This window comes from Streptomyces sp. NPDC039462 (assembly GCF_055639375.1).
The window spans coordinates 158,336-178,029 of record NZ_JBVKAO010000001.1; the positions used below are offsets into that span (position 1 = coordinate 158,336).

Here is a 19,694-nt window from a genome sequence, read left to right on the forward strand (position 1 = left end):
TCCCAGCTTGCCCCGGCCCCGACGGCCGCGCGACCCGTACCCTGGCCCCATGCAGACCCCGTCGGATCAGCAGGATCGGCACGACTACCCCTCCCACTGGGAAGCCGATGTGGTGCTGCGCGACGGAGGCACCGCCCGGATCAGGCCCATCACGGCCGAGGACGCGGACCGCCTGGTCAGCTTCTACGAACAGGTCTCGGACGAGTCGAAGTACTACCGCTTCTTCGCGCCCTACCCACGGCTGTCCGCCAAGGACGTGCACCGCTTCACCCACCACGACCAGGTGGACCGGGTGGGCCTCGCGGCCACGGTGGGCGGCGAGTTCATCGCCACCGTGCGCTACGACCGCATCGACGACCGCGGCATGGCCGCCAGCGCGCCCGCGGACGAGGCCGAGGTCGCCTTCCTCGTGCAGGACGCCCACCAGGGCCGCGGCGTCGCCTCCACGCTCCTGGAGCACATCGCGGCCGTCGCCAGGGAGCGCGGCATCCGGCGCTTCGCCGCCGAGGTGCTGCCCGCCAACACCAAGATGATCAAGGTGTTCACGGACGCGGGCTACCAGCAGAAGCGCAGCTTCGAGGACGGCGTCGTACGCCTGGAGTTCGACCTGGAGCCGACCGCCCGCTCGCTCGCCGTGCAGCGCGCCCGCGAACAGCGCGCCGAGGGACGCTCCGTGCAGCGCCTCCTGACGCCCGGCTCGGTCGCGGTGATCGGCGTGGGCCGGGCCCCCGGCGGTGTGGGCCGCAGCGTGCTCGCCAACCTCCGGGAGTCCGGCTTCACCGGGCGCCTGTACGCGGTGAACAGCGCCTTCGAAGAGGAGCCCGAGGGCGCCCGCGTCGACGGGGTGCCCGCACACCGCTCCGTAGCGGCCATCGAGGAGCCCGTGGACCTCGCGGTGGTCGCCGTGCCTGCCGAGCGCGTCCCCCAGGCCGTCGCCGAGTGCGGTGAGCGCGGCGTGCGCGGCCTCGTGGTGCTCTCCGCGGGCTACGGAGAGAGCGGCCCGCTCGGCCGCGAGCGGCAGCGCGAACTGGTGCGCCAGGCCCGCTCCTACGGCATGCGCATCATCGGCCCGAACGCCTTCGGTGTCATCAACACCTCTCCGGAGACGCGGCTCAACGCCTCACTCGCCCCGCAGTCCCCCGCGCGCGGGCGGATCGGCCTGTTCACCCAGTCCGGCGCGATCGGGATCGCCCTGCTGTCCGGACTGCACCGACGGGGCGCGGGCCTTTCCACGTTCGTCGGATCCGGAAACCGCGCCGACGTGTCCGGCAACGACCTGCTGCAGTACTGGTTCGAGGACCCCGACACCGACGTCACGCTGATGTACCTGGAGACCATCGGCAACCCGCGCAAGTTCACGCGCCTCGCGCGGCGTTCGGCCACCACCAAGCCCCTCGTCGTCGTCCAGGGCGCCCGGCACAGCGGCATCACGCCGACCGGCCACGCCGTGCAGGCCACCCGCCTGCCGCACGCCACCGTCTCGGCGCTGCTGCGCCAGGCGGGCGTCATCCGCGTCGACACCGTCACGGAGATGGTCGACGCGGGGCTGCTGCTCGCCGGGCAGCCGCTGCCCTCAGGACCCCGCGTGGGCATCCTCGGGAACAGCGAGTCCCTCGGCCTCCTCACGTACGACGCCTGCGTCGCCGACGGACTGCGGCCGCTGCCGCCCCGCGACCTCACGACGGCGGCGACGCCGGCCGACTTCCGTGCCGCGCTCGCCGAGGCGCTGTCGGACGACGGCTGCGACGCGGTGATCGTCAACGCGATCCCCTGGGTGGGCGAGGACGGGGCCGCCACCGACCCCGAGACGCTGGCCACGGAGTTGCGGGCCGCCGCCGCGGGCTGCCCGGCGAAGCCCGTCGCCGTGGTTCACGTCGAGCTCGGCGGGCTCGCCGAGGCGCTGGCCGCCGCGGCCAGCACCCGCCCCGACGCCCCCACGCCGCCGGCCGGCCGGCCGCCCGCCGAGGAAGCCGCACCGGACACACCGGGCACACCAAGCACACCGGACGCCCCGGAGGAGCCGGCACCCGCCACGGAGCAGTACCGCATCCCGGCCTATCCCGCCGCCGAGCGGGCCGTCCGCGCCCTCTCCGAAGCCGTCAAGTACGCGCAGTGGCGGCGCGAGGCCGCCGAGCCGGGGCGCGTGCCCGAGTACGACGACATCGACGAGAGCGGGGCCGCCGACCGCATCGCGGAGCTGCTCGCCGAGGACGGCGACCCGCGCGGACTCACCCTCGCCCCGGCCGACGCCCACGAGCTGCTCGGGCGCTACGGCATCCGCGTACGACAGGCGCTGCCCGCGCCGGGACCCGACGCGGCGGCCGAGGCCGCGCGCACCCTCGGCTACCCCGTCGCCCTGAAGACCACGGCCCCGCACCTGCGGCACCGCGCCGACCTCGGCGGAGTGCGCCTCGACCTCGCCGACGAGGAGCAACTGCGCCGGACGTACCAGGAATTGACGGACGCCTTCGGGAGCCCCGCCGAGCTGCGGCCCGTCGTGCAGGGCATGGTGCCGCGCGGCGTCGACACCGTCGTGCGCGCGGTCATCGACCCGGCCGCCGGAGCGGTGCTCTCCTTCGGCCTGGCGGGCGCCGCGTCCGAACTGCTCGGAGACACCGCCCACCGCCTCGTCCCGGTCACCGACCGCGAGGCGGGCTCCATGGTCAGGTCCATCCGGACCGCGCCGCTCCTCTTCGGCTGGCGAGGCTCCGCCCCCGTGGACACCCCGGCCCTGGAAGAACTGCTCCAGCGGGTCTCCCGGCTCGTCGACGACCACCCCGAAGTGGTCACCGTCTCCCTGGAGCCCGTGGTCGTCGCCCAGCGCGGCCTCTCCGTGCTCGACGCCTCGGTCCGGCTCGCGCCCCCGCCCGCCCGCGACGACCTCGGCCCACGCACCCTTCCCGGGTACTGAGGCCGCGGGGCACCGTGCGCCCCGCACCGGGCCGTAGGATGGACGGCATGGCAAAGACCGGTACGACGACCCAGGGGCTGCGCGCGGCGATCGAGCGCAGCGGCTACTACCCGGCCCTCGTGGCCGAGGCGGTGGAGGCCGCGATCGGCGGCGAGGCCATCGGGTCCTACCTGGTCCACCAGGAGACGACGTTCGACGCCAACGAAGTGCGCCGGCACGTCACCGTCCTCGTCCTGACCGGCACGCGCTTCATCGTCAGCCACACCGACGAGCAGGCGGCGGACAGCACGTCCCCGACGCCGTACGCGACGACCTCCACCGAGTCGGTCAAGATCGGCCGCATCTCCTCGGTCGTGGTCAGCCGCGTCGTCGGCAACCCCGAGAAGTACGTTCCGGGCACCCCGCCCCGCGAGGTCGTCCTGACCATCGGCTGGGGCGCCGTGGCGCGCCTCGACCTGGAGCCCGCGGCCTGCGGCGACCCCAACTGCGAGGCGGACCACGGGTACACGGGCAGCTCGACCGCCGACGACCTGAGCCTGCGCGTCAGCGAGGCGGGCGACGGCCCCGACGCCGTGCGGCAGACCCTCGCCTTCGCCCAGGCCCTGTCCGAGGCGACCGCGGACACCGCCCGCTGATGTCGCTGCCCGCCTGGGACGACGTACAACCGCTCGCCCTCGACACCGCCCCCGCGCCCGCGTACGGCACCGGCTCGCTGGCCGACCTGCTGCCCACGCTCGTCGCCCACCAGGGCGTCGACGGCTTCACACCCGTCATCCCCGAACTCACCCCGGCCGACCGGAACTGCGTCTTCCTGATCGACGGCCTGGGCTGGGAGCAGCTCAAGGCGCACCCGGCCGAGGCGCCCTTCCTGACCTCGCTGCTGGAGAGCTCGCGCGGCGGCACCGGGCGGCCCGTCACCGCGGGCTTCCCCGCCACCACCGCGACCTCGCTCGCCTCGGTCGGCACGGGCCTGCCGCCCGGCGCGCACGGCCTGCCCGGCTACACCGTCCGCGATCCCGCGACCGGCGAGCTGATGAATCAGCTCCGCTGGAACCCGTGGACCGACCCGCACGCCTGGCAGCCGTACCCCACCGTCTTCCAGCGCGCCCACGAGGCCGGTGTGCACACCGCGCAGGTCTCCTCGCCGACCTTCGAGCACACCCCGCTCACCAAGGTCGCCCTGAGCGGCGGTTCCTTCCGGGGCAGGGTCTCCGGAGAGGACCGCATGGACCTCGCCGCTGAGCAACTCGCCGCCGGGGACCGCTCATTGGTCTACACGTACTACGCGGAAGTGGACGGCAAGGGCCACCGCTTCGGTGTCGACTCCGACGCCTGGCGCGGCCAGCTCATGTACGTCGACCGGCTCGTGCAGCGCCTCGCCGAGCAGCTGCCCCCGCGCAGCGCCTTGTACGTGACCGCGGACCACGGCATGCTCGACATCCCCTTCGACGACGAGTCCCGCATCGACTTCGACGCGGACTGGGAGCTGCGCGCCGGCGTCGCCCTCCTCGGCGGCGAGGGCCGCGCCCGGCACGTCTACGCGGTCCCGGGTGCCGAGAACGACGTCCTGACGGTCTGGCGCGAGGTCCTCGGCGAGCAGTTCTGGGTGGCCGGACGTGACGAGGCGATCGCCGCGGGCTGGTTCGGTCCACACATTGATCAACGTGTGTACGGGCGCATCGGCGATGTCGTCGCGGCGGCCCACGCGGACGTGGCGATCATCGCCTCTGAGCGTGAGCCCAAGGAGTCCGCCCTGGTCGGTATGCACGGCTCCATGACCCCCGTGGAGCAGCTCGTCCCGCTCCTCGAAGTACGCTCCTGACCGGCCCCCGCCCACCCCTGTCTCCCCGAGTCCCGAAAGGTCTTCGACCCCCCATGCCCGAGCTGGTGTTCTTCTCCGGAACGATGGACTGCGGAAAGAGCACGCTGGCTCTGCAGATCGAGCACAACCGCTCCGCCCGCGGACTCCAGGGGATGATCTTCACTCGGGACGACCGCGCGGGCGAGGGCAAGCTCTCCTCCCGCCTCGGGCTCGTCACCGACGCGACCGAGGCCGCCGACGACTTCGACTTCTACGCCCACCTCGTCGACCACCTCTCACGGGGCGGCCGCGCGGACTACGTGATCGCGGACGAGGCGCAGTTCCTGGCGCCGGACCAGATCGACCAGCTCGCCAGGGTCGTCGACGACCTCGGCCTCGACGTCTTCGCGTTCGGCATCACCACGGACTTCCGCTCCAAGCTCTTCCCGGGCTCGCAGCGCCTGGTCGAGCTCGCCGACCGCGTCGAGGTCCTCCAGGTCGAGGCGCTCTGCTGGTGCGGCGCCCGCGCCACGCACAACGCCCGCACCATAGGCGGCGAGATGGTCGTCGAGGGCGCCCAGGTCGTCGTCGGCGACGTCAACCAGTCGGCGGACGAGGTGGGGTACGAAGTGCTGTGCCGCCGCCATCACCGGCGCAGGACGACGGCGGCGACCGCGCGTGCGGGAGCCCTGTCGCCGGACGTGCTGCCGGTCGACACGGCGGCCGCCGCGCCCGGCTCAGCCGTCCGTGTGTGAGCGTACGAGAGTGAAGGACGCGCCGTCCGGGTCGGCGACCGTCGCCATCCGGCCGTAGGTGCCGACCCAGGCGGGCCTGACGACCTGGCCGCCGAGGTCGATGACCCGCTCCACCGCCTCGTCCACGTCGGCGACTTCGAAGTGCGTCATCCAGTGTGGGCCCCGGTCGCGCGGGAGCGCCTGGCCCACGCCGTGCACGCCCGCCACCGGCCGGTCGTCCACGCACAGCGTCACATAGTCGAAGTCCGCCGAGACGACGGCCTCCACGGTGCAGTGGAAGACGTTCTGGTAGAACTTGACGACGCTCGCCGTCTCCAGGGTCACCAGTTCGTTCCAGGTCGGCGTGCCGGGCCTGCCGATCACCGCGGTGCCCAGGTGGGCCGCCGCCTGCCAGACGCCGAACACGGCGCCCATCGGGTCCGACGCGATGATCAGCCGCCCGGCCTCGCCCGCGTCGAGCGGACCGACGCCGACCGTGCCGCCGCAGTGCCGCACCGCCTCCGCCGTCGCGTCCGCGTCGTCCGTGGCCAGATAGGGCGTCCAGGCGATGGGTAGATGGCGTCCCGCGGGCAGCTGGCCGATGCCCGCCACCTCCTGGTCGTCGAGCAGGGCCCGCACATACGGGCCGAGCTGCTGCGGACCCGGCCGGAACTTCCACCCGAAGAGTGACCCGTAGAACTCCTGGGTCGCGCACAGGTCATGTGTCATCAGACTCACCCAGCAGGGCGTCCCGGGCTTGTCCCGCAGGCCGGTCCACGCACCGTCCCGCCGGACCTTCCCGAAGGGCTCCGACGAGCTCTGTTCAGACGAGCTCCGGTCAGGGGAGACCCCATTCGCCCGCGCCTCGGTCATCGTCACCCTCTCCTCGGTCTTCGTGCGACCGCTCAGCTTCATTCTCGAATGCGCGTACGATGCCGCGCGGACTCGTGCCCGTGCAGATGCTCGCACCGCCTGCCGCCTCACGCGCCCCGACGGCGCCGCTCCGTCCGGCTTCCCGCGGTAGATGCCCGATTTCCCGCTTCTCATCCGTGAACACGTGACCGTGTCCATGAACACGTGACTGCGCTCCGGTAACCATCAGCCGGACAGGCCGTGTCAGCCGAACAGGCCGTGCATGGTTCCGTACGCCCCGTGGTCGGGCGTCGTCCGGCGGGCAGGGTAGCCGGACCTTGGCGAGTCGACCACCCCGTGCGCAAGGATGGGGCCATGAATGCCATCATCTCCGCATCCGAACTCGCGAGCGAGCTGGCCGGCGAGAATCCGCCGGTCGTGCTCGACGTCCGCTGGCAGCACGAGGGCTCCCTGCGTTCCGCATACGAGGAAGGGCACATCCCGTCGGCTGTCTTCGTCGATCTGGACGCCGACCTGGCCGGTCCCGCGGGTGCGGGCGGCCGGCACCCGCTGCCCGACGTGGACCGGTTCGGCGCCGTGATGCGGGCGGCCGGGGTCTCGCAGGACCGGCCCGTCGTCGTCTACGACGGTGGCCAGAACTGGGCGGCGGCCCGGCTGTGGTGGATGCTGCGCTGGACGGGCCACGCGTCCGTCCGTGTCCTCGACGGTGGCATCGGCTTCTGGACGGGCCCGTTGGAGCAGGGCGCGGGCACGGCTCCGGCCGAGGGCTCCTTCGAGCCGGCCCCCAACAGCAAGGACCTGCTGGACGCGGAGTCCGCCGCGGCCCTGGCGCGCTCCGGGCTCCTCCTGGACGCCCGCGCGGCCGAGCGCTACCGCGGCGAGGTCGAGCCGATCGACCGCGTGGCCGGCCACATTCCGGGCGCGGTCTCGGCGCCGACCACGGAGAACGTCGCGGCGGACGGCCGCTTCAAGCCCGCCGAGGAACTGGCGGGCCGCTTCAAGGCGCTCGGCACGTCCGGCACTTCGGAGGTCGGCGTCTACTGCGGCTCGGGCGTCTCGGGCGCCCACGAGGTGCTCGCCCTCGCGGTGGCGGGGATTCCCGCCGCGCTGTACGTCGGCTCGTGGTCGGAGTGGACGGCCGACCCCTCGCGCCCCGTGGCGACGGGCCCTGACCCGCAGTAGGAAGGGGCCGGTCCCCGCACCCGGAGGGCGCGGGGACCGTGGCCGTCCGACGGCTACTCCTGCTTCTTGCGGCGGGTGCCGAAGACGATCTCGTCCCAGCTGGGGACCGCCGCGCGGCGGCCAGGACGCACCCCGTCGGCCTCGGCCTGACGGTCCGTGGAGCCGACGAGCCGGTCGCGGTGGCTGGCCACCGAGCGCGGCATGAGGACGTCCGCATAGGCCGCGCCGGCACCGGCCGACGCCGCCGGGGGCTCCTCGGCGTCCGGCTCCTGCTCGGGCTCCTCCTGGGCAGGCGGCGGCAGTTCCGTGGTGGTCGCGGCCGAGGGGCGCTCGGGCACGACCATGTCGCCGCGGAAGCTGGGCACCGCCTCCAGGAGGCTGGTCAGGGAGTCGCGCTCCTGCTCGGCGACCGCGCCACCGGCACCGGTGCCCTCCTCCGCGGGGTCGGCGGGAGGGGCGGGGATGCTCGGGCGGTCCAGCTGACGGTCCAGGGCGCGGTCGAGCGGCCGGTCCGCAGGGCGGTCCCTGGGGAGGCGCGCGATGCGCGGCACGAACGGGAAGCTGGGCTCGGGCGCGGAGATGTCGTCGGTCTCGCCGATCAGCGAGCGCGCCTCGTCGTCCACGGCCTGGACGAGCCGCCGGGGCGGGTCGTACGTCCAGCACGCGGAGTGCGGCTCGGCCGCGACGCGGTAGACGAGGAGGACTTCCCAGGTGCCGTCGTCGCGGCGCCAGGAGTCCCACTGGACGGTGTCCTTGTCGACGCCCCGCAGCATCAGCCGCTCCTGCACGGCCTCGCCGAGCTGGGGGCCGGTGTTCTCGCCGGGGCGGCGTACGGGCGTCTTTCTGGCGCGCTCCGCCATGAAGGCGCGCTCGGCGAGCACGGGCCCTTCGAAGCGGCGGACACGATCGACGGGGATGCCCGCGAGCTGGGCCACTTCTTCGGCGCTGGCACCCGCGCGTATCCGCGCCTGGATGTCGCGCGGTCGGAGGTGGCTCTCCACCTCGATCTCGATCTGTCCGAGTCGGGGCCTGTCGCCGCGGACGGCCGCACGCAGCCGCTCGTCGATCGGAAGCGTGTACTCCGTGCTGTCCGCAGCCTTCAGCACCAGCCGTGTGCCGTCGTTGCTGACGGCCACGACACGCAGTTCGGGCATGGGGACCTCCCGGGTGGTGCCTGCCGACGTCACGTGCGTCGCTGCTTCCGCTAGTCGAGTGTGGCCTGCCCGGGTGCAGCCTGCCACAACCTTGCCGAGTTGCCCGGCGTGTCGGGCAGGGGCCCTGGATCGCCGTTATGGCACGGTTACCATTTTGCAACGCTAAGTGACGACCTTCGCCACCCTGTGCGGCCAGCCCCCCACCCGGCGGTTCTGGAAGGCCCCGGGCACCCTGGCGGGAGACCGGACCCAGGGCTCGCAACAGTACTCCATTCGGGCCACGCGGGTGGACCGCCGCGCCGCCGAAGTTCTCGTGGTGGAAGGGAGTTGGCGGTCGCCCCGCCCTGCCGCGCCCGCGTGCGCGTGGCGCACTTCACGGAAAAGGCAGAAACGGAACTAATCGCTTCGCCCATACGTCCCTGTCTCGTGTAGTCGGCCGAGAAAAGGTTGAGAGCAGCGAGAAAGCAGGCAAGGGTCGGAGATGCGTGAAAAGCCGGATTCCGGCAAGGAGTCGAAGGACCAGGAGGAGCCGGAGGAGAAGCGGCGCCTCGATCTGAGCGTGCCGCAGGTGGCGGGCAGTGCCATCGCCGCGGTCGTGGCGGCGAAGCTCGCCTCGAACCTCGGGGTCTACGGGACGATCTTCGGCGCCGGTGTCGTCAGCGCGATCGCGACCTGTGGCGGCACCGTCTTCCAGCACTTCTTCAAGCGTACGGGCGAGCAGATACGTGACGTCACGGTGCAGGCCAAGCCGAAGGCTCGGCAGGTGCCGGTGCCGGCCGCGAAGCAGGTGCCCGAGACGTTCAGAACCGCTGCCTACACGGGCGGAACAGCCGCCTATAGGGGAGCCGTCGGCGCGACGGGCCCCGTGACCACGACGTGGGGGAGGCCACAGCCGACCGACGCGGACAAGAGCGCCGAGGCCGACGCGACCACGGTGCTGCCCACGGCCGGTGACGCGGATCCCACGACAGTGCTGCCCACGGCGGGGGACGCGGATCCCACGACGGTGCTGCCCTCCGTGGCGGCCGGGCTCGAGCCCGACGCGGACAGGACCCAGCTCCTCGGCTCGGTGGACCCCGCGGAGCTGGACGCCACGCAGCTGGTGCCGCGGGACGACGCCACGCGCGTACTGCGCACCACGGGCCAGGACCCGGCGCCCTCCTACGAACCGCCGCTGCCGTCGGAGGAGTTCACCGAGGGCACCACGCACCGCTCGCAGGTCCGCAGCTGGAAGCGGCCGTTGATCGCCGCGGCCGTCGTCTTCGGAGTCGCCATGGCGGGGATCACCACGTACGAAGTGGTCTCCGGGCAGGACCTCAGCGGCGGCAAGGGCACCACGATCGGCAACGGCATCTCGGGCCGCAACTCCTCTCCGGAGAAGCCGTCCACGCCCTCCGTGGAACCCTCCGGGCAGCCCTCGGACAACGGCACTCCGGAGACGGGTGACGGTTCGGGGAAGGACGGCGGGGCCACCCAGGACCCGAACGGGACCGGCACCCCCACTCCGGGCACCGGGAACGGCAACGACTCCGGCTCCAAGGACGACCAGGGCACCGGCACCGGCACGGACCCCGACAAGGACCAGGGCAACGACTCCGGAGACGACGGTTCCAAGACGGACCCGACGCCCACGCCGACCCCGACGCCCACTCCGTCGAGCGGCACGGGCACCGGCACGGACGGCGACCCCCAGCAGGGCGGGACACCCACTCCGTAGAGCGGGGGTTCAGTCGCCGAGGACCCGCCGCAGGTAGGCGTTGCCGAACAGGCGGTCCGGGTCGAGGCGGTCGCGCAGGGCCGTGAACTCGCCGAAGCGGGGGTACGCCTTGGCGAAGTACTCCGCGTCGCGCGTGTGCACCTTGCCCCAGTGCGGCCGCCCCTCGTGCGCGGTGAAGATCCGCTCGGCGGCCGTGAAGTACGCCTGGTAGGGCGTGCCGCGGTACATGTGGACGGCGATGTAGGCGCTCTCCCGGCCCGAGGCCGTGGAGAGCGCCATGTCGTCCGCGGGTGCCGTGCGGACCTCCACGGGGAAGCTGATCCGCAGCCGCGAGCGCTCGATCATCGCCCTCAGCTCGCGCAGGGCCGGGACGAGCGCTTCGCGCGGGACGGCGTACTCCATCTCCATGAACCGCACGCGGCGCGGGCTGGTGAAGACCTTGTAGGGGATGTCCGTGTACGTACGCGCGGAGAGCGCCTTGCTGGAGATCTTGGCGATGCCGGGTATGGCGGCAGGGACGGCGCGGCCGAGGGAATTGACCACCTGGAAGAGGCCGTTGGAGAGCAGTTCGTCCTCTACGAAGGCGCTGATCCTGCCGGGCGGCTCCGCCGGTCCTGGGCTGCGGTTGTTGCGCTTGGTGTTGCAGTTGCCGGTGTGCGGGAACCAGTAGAACTCGAAGTGCTCGTTCTCGGTGACGAGCGCGTCGAAGTCGTCGGTGACCTTGTCGAAGGTCATCGGCTCCTCGCGGGCCGTGAGGAAGAAGATCGGCTCCACGGCGAAGGTGATCGCGGTGATCACGCCGAGCGCGCCGAGTCCGACCCGGGCCGCGGCGAAGACCTCGGGGTTCTCATCGGCGGAGCAGGTCAGGACCGTGCCGTCCGCGGTGACCAGTTCAAGGGCCGTGATCTGCGCGGCGATCGAGGCCGAGTCGCGGCCCGTGCCGTGCGTGCCGGTGCTGACGGCTCCGGAGACGGTCTGCTCCATGATGTCGCCCATGTTCGTGAGCGACAGGCCCTCGCGGGCCAGCGCCGCGTTCAGGCGCTTCAGCGGAGTGCCCGCCCCGACGGTGACCGTGCCGGCCGCGCGGTCGATGCCGCGGATGCCCGTGAGCAGGTCGGGGCGTATGAGGACGCCGTCGGTCACGGCGGCCGCCGTGAAGGAGTGCCCGGAGCCGACCGGCTTCACCTTGAGGCCGTCGTCCTTGGCCCGGCGCAGCGCGGCGGACAGTTCATCGACCGACGCGGGAGTGACCTCCCGGGCCGGTCGTGCGGTGACGTTGCCCGCCCAGTTACGCCACGTCGCTGTGTTCTTCCCGCTGCCCGTGCCCCTGCTCATGGGTCCCTCCCTGTTGCGGCACCGGCCTCTTCAGCCGGCGATACCCGAGGAACCCGACCGCGACCGCGACGGCTCCGGAGACCCCCGGCACCCCGTACCCCGCCTCCGAGCCCGCGGCGTCGATGACCCAGCCGGCCGCGGAGGAGCCGAGCGCGACGCCGACCGCGAGGCCTGTGCTCACCCACGTCATGCCCTCGGTCAGTTTCGCGCGTGGTACGTGCTGCTCGACGAGGGCCATCGTCGTGATCATTGTCGGTGCGATGGAGAGGCCCGCTACGAACAACGCCACGGCCAGCAACGGAAGGTTCCCGACCAGTTGAAGCGGGATCATACTCACGGCCATCGCGCAGACACCCAGCAGCCACCGGGGCGCGGGCGCCCCCTTGAAGTGCAGCAGCCCGAAGGCCGCGCCGGCCAGGCACGAGCCGAGCGCGTAGACGGCGAGGACCAGGCTCGCCGCGGACTTGTGGCCCTGGTCCTCCGCGTACGCCACCGTGACCACGTCGATCGACCCGAAGATCGCGCCGGTCGCGACGAAGGTGAGGACGAGCACCTGGAGGCCCACGGAGCGCAGCGCCGACTCCTTGGTGTGGTGCTCGCGCGGGTGCGGCACCGGTTCGGTGGCCCGCTGGGCGGTCAGCCAGAAGACGCCCACGGCGAGGAAGACGCCGGCGAGCAGCGGACCCGCCTCCGGGAACCACACCGTGGACAGGCCGATCGAGATGATCGGTCCGAAGATGAAGCAGACCTCGTCCACCACCGACTCGAACGAGTACGCGGTGTGGAGCTGCGGGGTGTCGCGGTACAGGACGGCCCAGCGCGCGCGGATCATCGAGCCCACGCTCGGCACGCAGCCGACCAGGGCGGCGAAGACGAACAGCGTCCAGTCGGGCGCCTCGAACTTCGCGCAGAGCAACAGCCCGGCGACGGCGGCCAGGGACACCAGCGTCGCGGGCCGCAGCACGCGGCGCTGGCCGTGCCGGTCCACCAGCCGGGAGATCTGCGGTCCGATCGCCGCGGCGGACAGCGCGACGGTCGCCGACAGGGCGCCCGCGAGGCCGTACCGCCCGGTGAGCTGGGACACCATGGTCACGATGCCGATGCCCATCATCGACAGCGGCATGCGGCCGAGGAACCCGGCGCTGGAGAAGGCCTTGGTGCCGGGGGCGGCGAAGATGGCGCGGTAGGGGCTGGGCACGTGGGACTCCGCTGAGGGACCGGAGCGGCTCCCGGGGGAGAGGCTCCGGTAAGGCGTAAAGATGGCCGATACAGCTTACGGCTCCGGGGTGGTCGGCCGCACCGGGTTTTCCGGTCGGCGGAGGCCGTTTTCCGCGTGTCAGTGGCGGGTGGCAGGATCGGAGACATGTCCGATGCGCTGGATCCCACTCCGTACGACGCCCTGCTGCTGCTCTCCTTCGGCGGCCCCGAAGGCCCGGACGACGTCGTCCCGTTCCTGGAGAACGTGACGCGTGGCCGCGGCATCCCCAAGGAGCGGCTCAAGGAGGTGGGGCAGCACTACTTCCTGTTCGGCGGGGTCAGCCCCATCAACGACCAGAACCGCGCCCTGCTCGACGCCCTGCGCAAGGACTTCGCGGAGCACGGCCTCGACCTGCCGGTCTACTGGGGCAACCGCAACTGGGCGCCCTATCTGACCGACACCCTGCGCCAGATGGTCACCGACGGCCACCGCCGCATCCTGGTCCTGGCCACGAGTGCGTACGCCTCGTACTCGGGCTGCCGCCAGTACCGCGAGAACCTCGCGGACTCCCTCGCCGTCCTGGAGTCCGAGGGCCTGGAGCTGCCCAAGGTCGACAAGCTCCGGCACTACTTCAACCACCCCGGCTTCGTCCGCCCCATGATCGACGGCGTCCTGAAGTCCCTCGCCGACCTCCCCGACGACGTGCGGGAGGGCGCGCACCTCGCCTTCACCACGCACTCGATCCCGAACTCCGCGGCGGACACCTCGGGCCCCGTCGAGGAGCACGGCGACGGCGGTGCGTACGTGCGGGAGCACCTGGACGTGGCCCGCCTCATCGCCGACGCCGTCCGCGAGGAGACCGGCGTCGAGCACCCCTGGCAGCTCGTCTACCAGTCGCGCAGCGGCGCCCCGCACATCCCGTGGCTGGAGCCCGACATCTGCGACCACCTGGAGGAGCGGCACGCGGCGGGGGCACCCGCCGTGGTCATGGTCCCCATCGGCTTCGTCTCGGACCACATGGAGGTCCTGTACGACCTCGACACCGAGGCGAAGGCCAAGGCGGCGGAGCTGGGCCTGCCGGTGCGCCGCTCGGCGACCGTCGGCGCCGACCCGCGGTTCGCCGCGGCGATCAGGGATCTCGTCCTGGAGCGGGCCGCCACGGAGAGCGGCACGCCCGGCACCCCCTGCGCCCTGGGCTCCCTCGGCGCGAGCCACGACCTGTGCCCGGTGGGCTGCTGCCCCGCCCGCGCCCCGAAGCCCGCCGCCGCGGGCGCCGACAGCCCGTACGCGTAAGGACCCGAAGTGAGTGACGTGACCGACCTCAAGGCAGAGCTCCTCGCCGTCGCCCTGGAGGCCGCGCACCGCGCCGGGGCCTTCCTGCGCGACGGCCGGCCCGACGACCTGGGCGTCGCCGCCACCAAGTCCAGCGCCGTCGACGTCGTGACCGAGATGGACCTCGCCTCCGAGAAGCTGATCACCGACTTCCTCGCCGAGCGCAGGCCGGCCGACGGCGTGCTCGGCGAGGAGGGCGCGAGCTCCGAGGGCAGCAGCGGTGTCCAGTGGGTCGTCGACCCCGTCGACGGCACGGTCAACTACCTCTACGGACGCCCCGACTGGTCGGTGTCCATCGCCGCCCGCAAGGACGGCGAGACGCTCGTCGGTGTCGTGCACGCCCCGATGCGCGGGGAGACGTACCGCGCGGTCCTCGGAGCGGGCGCCCACCTGAACGACCTGCCCGTCCGGGTGCGTCCCGCGCCGCCGCTCGACCAGGCGCTGATCGGCACCGGCTTCGGGTACGTCGCCGAGCGCCGCGCCCAGCAGGCCGAGGTCGTGCGCCACCTGATCCCGAAGGTGCGGGACATCCGGCGCGCCGGGTCGGCCGCCATCGACCTGTGCGACGTGGCGGCGGGCCGCCTCGACGCGTACTACGAGCGAGGGCTCAACCCCTGGGACTTCGCGGCCGGTGACCTCGTGGCGCGGGAAGCGGGCGCGCTGACCGGTGGCCGCCCCGGAGAGGCCCTTTCGGGGGAGCTGGCCATCGCGGCCCCGCCCGCCCTCTTCGAGACGCTCCAGGGCCTCCTGGAGGACCTCGGCGCCTGGCACGACTGAGCCGCCCACACCCACGGAAGGGCCCCGGCACCTGTCACAGGTGCCGGGGCCCTTCCGCTCATGTCCCGAGGCGTCGGTCAGGCGTGGAGTGCGCCCACCTCGACGCCGTGCTCGGCGGCCAGGCGGTGGAGATCCTCCAGCTCCGCCAGCTCGACCTCGGCCAGGAAGTCGTCTCCCGTCTCACGGGCCTTCGTGAGGTCGGACTCCGTGGCCTCTATGCGCTGCAGGAGACCTGCGGTGAATGCGTCCATGGTTGCGCCCCCTCGGCTGGGTCGTGGGTCGATGGCACGGGGGTGTGCCCTCAAGGAGTGGGGCGATCACGTCTCAAGCCGCTCTGGAAAAGCGGTTCGTGGCGCGCCACATACAAAGCGTGATCGCGGGTGTAAGGCCGTCCTCCCCTGGCTCCGTTCCGCAGAAACCTCAACCGGCGGAGAAAATCCCGCATTCCCGGGTGCCGATCCCGGAGCCAGGCCGCCTTACAGCCGGTTTATGGCCGAAAGGGGCAGGATGGAGGCCTACCCAAGACAGTTCTGCCCGCAGGGGCACAGAGGAAGGACAGCCACGTGCGCGTACTCGTCGTCGAGGACGAGCAGCTGCTCGCCGATGCGGTGGCCACCGGACTGCGCCGGGAGGCCATGGCCGTCGACGTCGTGTACGACGGAGCGGCCGCCCTGGAGCGCATCGGTGTCAACGACTACGACGTGGTGGTGCTCGACCGGGACCTCCCGCTCGTCCACGGCGACGACGTCTGCCGCAAGATCGTCGAGCTCGGCATGCCGACCCGCGTCCTGATGCTCACCGCGTCGGGCGACGTCAGCGACCGCGTCGAGGGCCTGGAGATCGGCGCGGACGACTATCTCCCGAAGCCCTTCGCGTTCAGCGAGCTCACGGCACGCGTGCGTGCCCTCGGGCGGCGCACCAGCGTGCCGCTGCCGCCCGTCCTGGAGCGCGCCGGGATCAAGCTCGACCCCAACCGCCGCGAGGTGTTCCGCGAGGGCAGGGAGATCCAGCTGGCCCCCAAGGAGTTCGCCGTCCTCGAAGTGCTGCTGCGCAGCGAGGGCGCGGTCGTCTCCGCGGAGCAGCTCCTGGAGAAGGCCTGGGACGAGAACACGGACCCGTTCACGAACGTCGTCCGGGTCACCGTCATGACCCTGCGCCGCAAGCTCGGTGAGCCGCCCGTCATCGTGACGGTGCCGGGCTCCGGCTACCGGATCTGACCGGCGGTGGCCGCGACCCCGGCGCCACCAGCCGCGCCCCCGAAGCCGACGTGGGACCCGAGGAAGGTCGAGCCGCCGTTCCCGTGGCTGCGCCCGACCATCCGTATACGGCTCACGCTGCTCTACGGCGGCATGTTCCTGATCGCGGGCATCCTGCTCCTCTCGATCATCTACCTGCTCGCCGCCCAGGCCCTGAACGTCGGCAGTGACCTGCCGTTCCGGGTCACGGGCAAGTCCACGGTCAGCAGCAGCACCTGTACCAACTTCCAGGGGCTCCCTGAGCACCCCTCGGAGGTGCAGCTCAACGCCGCGCTGAACGAGTGCGTCAACCAGATGCGCCAGAGCGCCCTCGACAACCTCCTGAGCCGTTCGCTGCTCGCCCTGCTCGGCCTCGCCGTGATCGCCTTCGCCTTCGGGTACGCGATGGCGGGCCGCGTGCTCTCGCCGCTCGGCCGGATCACGCGCACCGCCCGCAGGGTGGCCGGCACGGACCTGACCCGCCGCATCGAGCTGGACGGCCCGGACGACGAGCTGAAGGAGCTCTCGGACACCTTCGACGAGATGCTGGACCGCCTGGAGCGTGCCTTCACCGCCCAGCAGCGGTTCGTCGGCAACGCGTCGCACGAGCTGCGCACGCCGCTGGCGATCAACCGCACGCTCCTGGAGGTCCACCTCTCCGACCCCGGGGCGCCCCCCGAGCTCCACCAGCTCGGCAAGACGCTCCTGGCCACCAACGAGCGCAGTGAGCAGCTCGTGGAGGGCCTGCTGCTGCTCGCCCGCAGCGACAACCAGATCGTGGAGCGCAAACCGGTCGACCTCGCCGAGGTCGCCGACCGCGCCGTCGACCAGGTCAGCGCCGAGGCCGAGGCCAAGGGCGTGGAGATCCGCGGGGAGCGCGGCCCCGCGGTCGTGCAGGGCAACGGCGTCCTCCTGGAGCGGATCGCCCTGAACCTCGTCCAGAACGCCGTCAGGTACAACGTGCCGGACGACGGCTGGGTCGAGGTCACCACGGAGGCCCAGCACGGTCAGGCGGTCCTGGTGGTGTCGAACACGGGCCCGGTGGTGCCCGCGTACGAGATCGACAACCTTTTCGAGCCGTTCCGGAGGCTGCGGACCGAGCGGACGGGCAGCGACAAGGGCGTGGGACTCGGCCTGTCGATCGCCCGGTCGGTGGCGCGGGCCCACGGGGGCCGTATCATCGCGGAGCCGCGTGAGGGGGGAGGGCTCGTGATGCGAGTCACCCTGCCCCTCTGAGGCGCAGGATCGGACACACCGCCGTGTTCGCTTTGCGCGGAATTTCCAGGGGCCCTCCCCGGGGAAGAAGTGTGCGATCGATCACATGGCCGATTTTTCGGCCATCTACTCTCTGTGATCGTGAAAGTCGTCGGAAAGCCGGGAAAATCCGGGTTTTCGGGGGTCTTGATCACGGGAAGTACACGGGGTGGCGCCCGTGAAGTGCGACATTCGGACCGTGTACGGTCCGATCGCCATCCAACCCGAGCACCTCTTCGGGGGTGCGGTTGGGTGTCGATTGAGTAACAGACCTTGATGTGAGGCAAAATCTCCGCCTCGGGTCGGGCACAAGTCCGGCCTCTCACGCGTTACGTGCGCTGGAGACACCCGCAGACACCCAGAGGGGGAGAGCGACATGGCAACGGACTACGACACCCCACGTAAGACCGACGATGACGTCAACGAGGACAGCATCGAGGAACTCAAGGCACGTCGGAACGACAAGTCGACGTCAGCCGTAGACGTCGACGAGTTCGAGGCCGCAGAGGGCCTCGAACTGCCCGGCGCGGACCTTTCGAACGAGGAGCTCGCCGTCCGCGTGCTCCCGAAGCAGCAGGACGAGTTCACCTGCATGAGCTGCTTCCTGGTCCACCACCGCAGCCAGCTGGCCAGGGAGAAGAACGGCCAGCCGATCTGCCGCGACTGCGACTGAGGCGGGGTCGGCCGTGACTGGCTCGACCCCGTTCAGGAAGCGCCGCTTCCGCAAGGGCGGAGCGGACGAGGCCGGCGTCCAGGACGCCGGTGTACGTGATGACGGGCGAGGCTCTTCCGCCACCGGAGAAGCCTCGCTCGAACCGGCGAACGCCCTGGAGGCGGTGCCGGACGCGACGGCGGCCGACGAGGCTCCCAGGGCCACCCGGAAGGCGGGGGGCGGGTCCGGACTTGGCCGCGTTGCCGCCGTCACGCACGGAGTGAAGGAAGGCGTGCGCAAGGGCGGGCGCGGCGCCAGGGCCGGTATCGGATTTCTCGCCGACCGGCTCATCGAGAACGCCCCGCGGATCCCGGTCCGCGATCTCGCGACCCTCCGCAAGCAGTTCCCGGGCCTGGGCCCCGAGCAGCTCGCGGACAAGCTCGTCGCGGGCGCCGCCAACGCCACGTCCACCGTGGGTGCGGGAGTGGGCGCCGCCGCGATGATGCCGGTGCCGCCCGCGATGCCCGCCGAGCTCGCGGCGGAGATCACCGGCGTCGCCGCCATCGAACTGAAACTGATCGCCGAACTGCACGAGGTCTACGGACAGCGGCCCGGCGGCAATCTGAAGCAGCGCAGCACCGCGTATCTGAACTCCTGGTCGGAGGAGCGCGGCGTCGACGTCACGAAGCCGACGACCTTCAACGCCGCGCTGGGCGGCCAGATGAAGCGGGAGCTGCGGCAGCAGATCATGAAGCGGATGGTCCGGAACCTGCCGAACCTCATGCCCTTCATGGTGGGTGCCGCCGTCGGGGCGGTCATGAACCGCCGGGACACGAAGAAGCTGGCCGCGAAGGTTCGTGCGGATCTCCGCAGGAGCCAGGTGCCGTGGGATGCGTTGCCGGAGCTGCCGCCTCTGGAGAAGCCGGATGATCCCCTGCGGGTGGGGGGTCTTCCGAAAGAGCTCGGGAGCTGATCTGCCGTTCGGGCTGCGGGTTCGTCGTGGCTTGTCGCGCAGTTCCCCGCGCCCCTGAGGGGCGCCCTCGGTTACGCGGCGCCCTCGCGTACCGCCGCCAGGGCCTTCGCGAGCTCTTCCGGGTGCCTCGTCGAGACGTACGCGTACGGAGTCGGGTCGTCCGGGTCCGTGATCGGGATGCGCAGTGCCGTGGGGATGTAGGCACGCAGCAGCATGTACGCGCGAGGGTCGGCCTTGTAGCTCCGCCAGGCGCGGGTCTCCTCGCCGGTCAGGACCTCCGCGTCACCCAGCGCGGACACCGGGATCTTCGCGTCGCCCGCGACCAGCGAGCCCGCCACCACCCGGATCCGCACGGCGCCGTACGCGCTGGTGACGACGGCCGCCACGGCGGTGCCGCCGACCAGGCCGCCGAGGAGCGGCAGCGTGCCGAACGGCAGCATGATCAGGGCCATCGCGACACCCACCAGGACCGAGGCGAACCACCACGAACGGGGCGCGGTCAGGCGTTCTTCGTAAGGCTGCATGGAACCAAGCTTGGCACGGTGCGGTTGCCGCGCTGACGCGGA

At 72.0% G+C, this 19,694-nt stretch carries 18 protein-coding genes; 12 read left to right on the forward strand and 6 right to left on the reverse strand.

Annotated elements, in window-relative coordinates:
- Window positions 1-49 precede the first annotated feature (49 nt).
- Genes ACZ7LU_RS00595 through ACZ7LU_RS00610 form a run of 4 tightly spaced genes read left to right on the forward strand, consistent with a single transcriptional unit; the run spans window position 50 to window position 5,467 of the window.
- On the forward strand, window positions 50-2,911 hold the full coding sequence (locus ACZ7LU_RS00595) for a bifunctional acetate--CoA ligase family protein/GNAT family N-acetyltransferase (protein WP_471915223.1): 2,862 nt from the start codon (window positions 50-52) through the stop codon (window positions 2,909-2,911).
- Window positions 2,912-2,958: 47 nt separating this feature from the next.
- Complete coding sequence (locus ACZ7LU_RS00600) at window positions 2,959-3,546, forward strand: DUF5998 family protein (protein WP_362992738.1); 588 nt, start codon at window positions 2,959-2,961, stop codon at window positions 3,544-3,546.
- Window positions 3,546-4,733, forward strand: a complete 1,188-nt coding sequence (locus tag ACZ7LU_RS00605) for an alkaline phosphatase family protein (protein WP_471915224.1) — start codon at window positions 3,546-3,548, stop codon at window positions 4,731-4,733. The genes ACZ7LU_RS00600 and ACZ7LU_RS00605 overlap by 1 nt, the downstream gene beginning before the upstream one ends.
- 53 nt (window positions 4,734-4,786) lie before the next feature.
- A complete protein-coding gene (locus ACZ7LU_RS00610) occupies window positions 4,787-5,467 on the forward strand; it encodes a thymidine kinase (protein WP_468085122.1) in 681 nt (226 codons plus the stop codon).
- Here the strand turns inward: ACZ7LU_RS00610 and ACZ7LU_RS00615 are convergent.
- Window positions 5,450-6,175, reverse strand: a complete 726-nt coding sequence (locus tag ACZ7LU_RS00615) for a VOC family protein (RefSeq protein ID WP_470977699.1) — start codon at window positions 6,173-6,175, stop codon at window positions 5,450-5,452. The two genes, ACZ7LU_RS00610 and ACZ7LU_RS00615, sit on opposite strands and share 18 nt — an antisense overlap.
- Before the next feature lie 498 nt (window positions 6,176-6,673).
- On the opposite strand from ACZ7LU_RS00615, the gene ACZ7LU_RS00620 reads away from it, so the two are divergent.
- The gene (locus tag ACZ7LU_RS00620) at window positions 6,674-7,501 is read left to right on the forward strand and encodes a sulfurtransferase (RefSeq protein ID WP_471915225.1); all 828 of its coding nucleotides are present in this window, start codon (window positions 6,674-6,676) and stop codon (window positions 7,499-7,501) included.
- A gap of 53 nt (window positions 7,502-7,554) precedes the next feature.
- On the opposite strand, the gene sepH is transcribed toward ACZ7LU_RS00620, so the two are convergent.
- Complete coding sequence (gene sepH, locus ACZ7LU_RS00625) at window positions 7,555-8,655, reverse strand: septation protein SepH (protein WP_362992748.1); 1,101 nt, start codon at window positions 8,653-8,655, stop codon at window positions 7,555-7,557.
- A gap of 481 nt (window positions 8,656-9,136) precedes the next feature.
- On the opposite strand from sepH, the gene ACZ7LU_RS00630 reads away from it, so the two are divergent.
- Window positions 9,137-10,372 carry a hypothetical protein gene (locus ACZ7LU_RS00630; RefSeq protein ID WP_471915226.1) on the forward strand — a complete coding sequence of 412 codons (1,236 nt, stop codon included), beginning with the start codon at window positions 9,137-9,139 and terminating at the stop codon, window positions 10,370-10,372.
- 9 nt (window positions 10,373-10,381) lie between these two features.
- Here ACZ7LU_RS00630 and ACZ7LU_RS00635 read toward each other — a convergent pair whose 3' ends face one another.
- The gene (locus ACZ7LU_RS00635) at window positions 10,382-11,707 is read right to left on the reverse strand and encodes a D-arabinono-1,4-lactone oxidase (RefSeq protein WP_468085127.1); all 1,326 of its coding nucleotides are present in this window, start codon (window positions 11,705-11,707) and stop codon (window positions 10,382-10,384) included.
- Window positions 11,661-12,905 (reverse strand): MFS transporter, encoded by a 1,245-nt coding sequence (locus ACZ7LU_RS00640; protein ID WP_398305208.1) that lies wholly within the window; start codon window positions 12,903-12,905, stop codon window positions 11,661-11,663. The genes ACZ7LU_RS00635 and ACZ7LU_RS00640 overlap by 47 nt, the downstream gene beginning before the upstream one ends.
- A 165-nt stretch (window positions 12,906-13,070) precedes the next feature.
- On the opposite strand from ACZ7LU_RS00640, the gene ACZ7LU_RS00645 reads away from it, so the two are divergent.
- Together ACZ7LU_RS00645 and ACZ7LU_RS00650 are read left to right on the forward strand one after the other, a co-directional pair.
- Window positions 13,071-14,198: a ferrochelatase gene (locus ACZ7LU_RS00645; RefSeq protein ID WP_471148510.1), complete on the forward strand. Its 1,128-nt coding sequence runs from the start codon at window positions 13,071-13,073 to the stop codon at window positions 14,196-14,198.
- Between the two features lie 18 nt (window positions 14,199-14,216).
- Window positions 14,217-15,014, forward strand: a complete 798-nt coding sequence (locus tag ACZ7LU_RS00650; RefSeq protein WP_471916446.1) for an inositol monophosphatase family protein — start codon at window positions 14,217-14,219, stop codon at window positions 15,012-15,014.
- A 77-nt stretch (window positions 15,015-15,091) separates the two neighbouring features.
- On the opposite strand, the gene ACZ7LU_RS00655 is transcribed toward ACZ7LU_RS00650, so the two are convergent.
- Window positions 15,092-15,265, reverse strand: a complete 174-nt coding sequence (locus tag ACZ7LU_RS00655; protein WP_361731879.1) for a hypothetical protein — start codon at window positions 15,263-15,265, stop codon at window positions 15,092-15,094.
- A 312-nt stretch (window positions 15,266-15,577) separates the two neighbouring features.
- Here ACZ7LU_RS00655 and ACZ7LU_RS00660 point away from each other — a divergent pair, with 312 nt between their 5' ends.
- The 4 genes from ACZ7LU_RS00660 to ACZ7LU_RS00675 all read left to right on the forward strand — a co-directional run bounded on the left by ACZ7LU_RS00660 (window position 15,578) and on the right by ACZ7LU_RS00675 (window position 19,128).
- On the forward strand, window positions 15,578-16,231 hold the full coding sequence (locus ACZ7LU_RS00660; RefSeq protein WP_365354778.1) for a response regulator transcription factor: 654 nt from the start codon (window positions 15,578-15,580) through the stop codon (window positions 16,229-16,231).
- A gap of 6 nt (window positions 16,232-16,237) precedes the next feature.
- Entirely contained in the window at window positions 16,238-17,485 is a 1,248-nt protein-coding gene (locus tag ACZ7LU_RS00665) for a sensor histidine kinase (protein ID WP_398305215.1), read from the forward strand.
- Window positions 17,486-17,879: 394 nt separating this feature from the next.
- A complete protein-coding gene (locus tag ACZ7LU_RS00670; RefSeq protein WP_055544889.1) occupies window positions 17,880-18,176 on the forward strand; it encodes a DUF4193 domain-containing protein in 297 nt (98 codons plus the stop codon).
- Window positions 18,177-18,189: 13 nt separating this feature from the next.
- Window positions 18,190-19,128 carry a hypothetical protein gene (locus ACZ7LU_RS00675; RefSeq protein ID WP_471915227.1) on the forward strand — a complete coding sequence of 313 codons (939 nt, stop codon included), beginning with the start codon at window positions 18,190-18,192 and terminating at the stop codon, window positions 19,126-19,128.
- Window positions 19,129-19,199: 71 nt separating this feature from the next.
- Here the strand turns inward: ACZ7LU_RS00675 and ACZ7LU_RS00680 are convergent, their stop codons facing one another.
- Window positions 19,200-19,652, reverse strand: a complete 453-nt coding sequence (locus ACZ7LU_RS00680; protein ID WP_471915228.1) for a DUF3093 domain-containing protein — start codon at window positions 19,650-19,652, stop codon at window positions 19,200-19,202.
- Between the last annotated feature and the right edge of the window lie 42 nt (window positions 19,653-19,694).

Excerpts from the sequence above, each read along its gene's own strand:
- ACZ7LU_RS00595 (WP_471915223.1), top strand. The coding sequence starts at position 50 with ATGCAGACCCCGTCGGATCAGCAGGATCGGCACGACTACCCCTCCCAC.
- ACZ7LU_RS00600 (WP_362992738.1), top strand. The coding sequence starts at position 2,959 with ATGGCAAAGACCGGTACGACGACCCAGGGGCTGCGCGCGGCGATCGAG.
- ACZ7LU_RS00605 (WP_471915224.1), top strand. The coding sequence starts at position 3,546 with ATGTCGCTGCCCGCCTGGGACGACGTACAACCGCTCGCCCTCGACACC.
- ACZ7LU_RS00610 (WP_468085122.1), top strand. The coding sequence starts at position 4,787 with ATGCCCGAGCTGGTGTTCTTCTCCGGAACGATGGACTGCGGAAAGAGC.
- ACZ7LU_RS00615 (WP_470977699.1), bottom strand. The coding sequence starts at position 6,175 with ATGACACATGACCTGTGCGCGACCCAGGAGTTCTACGGGTCACTCTTC.
- ACZ7LU_RS00620 (WP_471915225.1), top strand. The coding sequence starts at position 6,674 with ATGAATGCCATCATCTCCGCATCCGAACTCGCGAGCGAGCTGGCCGGC.
- sepH (WP_362992748.1), bottom strand. The coding sequence starts at position 8,655 with ATGCCCGAACTGCGTGTCGTGGCCGTCAGCAACGACGGCACACGGCTG.
- ACZ7LU_RS00630 (WP_471915226.1), top strand. The coding sequence starts at position 9,137 with ATGCGTGAAAAGCCGGATTCCGGCAAGGAGTCGAAGGACCAGGAGGAG.
- ACZ7LU_RS00635 (WP_468085127.1), bottom strand. The coding sequence starts at position 11,707 with ATGAGCAGGGGCACGGGCAGCGGGAAGAACACAGCGACGTGGCGTAAC.
- ACZ7LU_RS00645 (WP_471148510.1), top strand. The coding sequence starts at position 13,071 with ATGTCCGATGCGCTGGATCCCACTCCGTACGACGCCCTGCTGCTGCTC.
- ACZ7LU_RS00655 (WP_361731879.1), bottom strand. The coding sequence starts at position 15,265 with ATGGACGCATTCACCGCAGGTCTCCTGCAGCGCATAGAGGCCACGGAG.
- ACZ7LU_RS00670 (WP_055544889.1), top strand. The coding sequence starts at position 17,880 with ATGGCAACGGACTACGACACCCCACGTAAGACCGACGATGACGTCAAC.
- ACZ7LU_RS00680 (WP_471915228.1), bottom strand. The coding sequence starts at position 19,652 with ATGCAGCCTTACGAAGAACGCCTGACCGCGCCCCGTTCGTGGTGGTTC.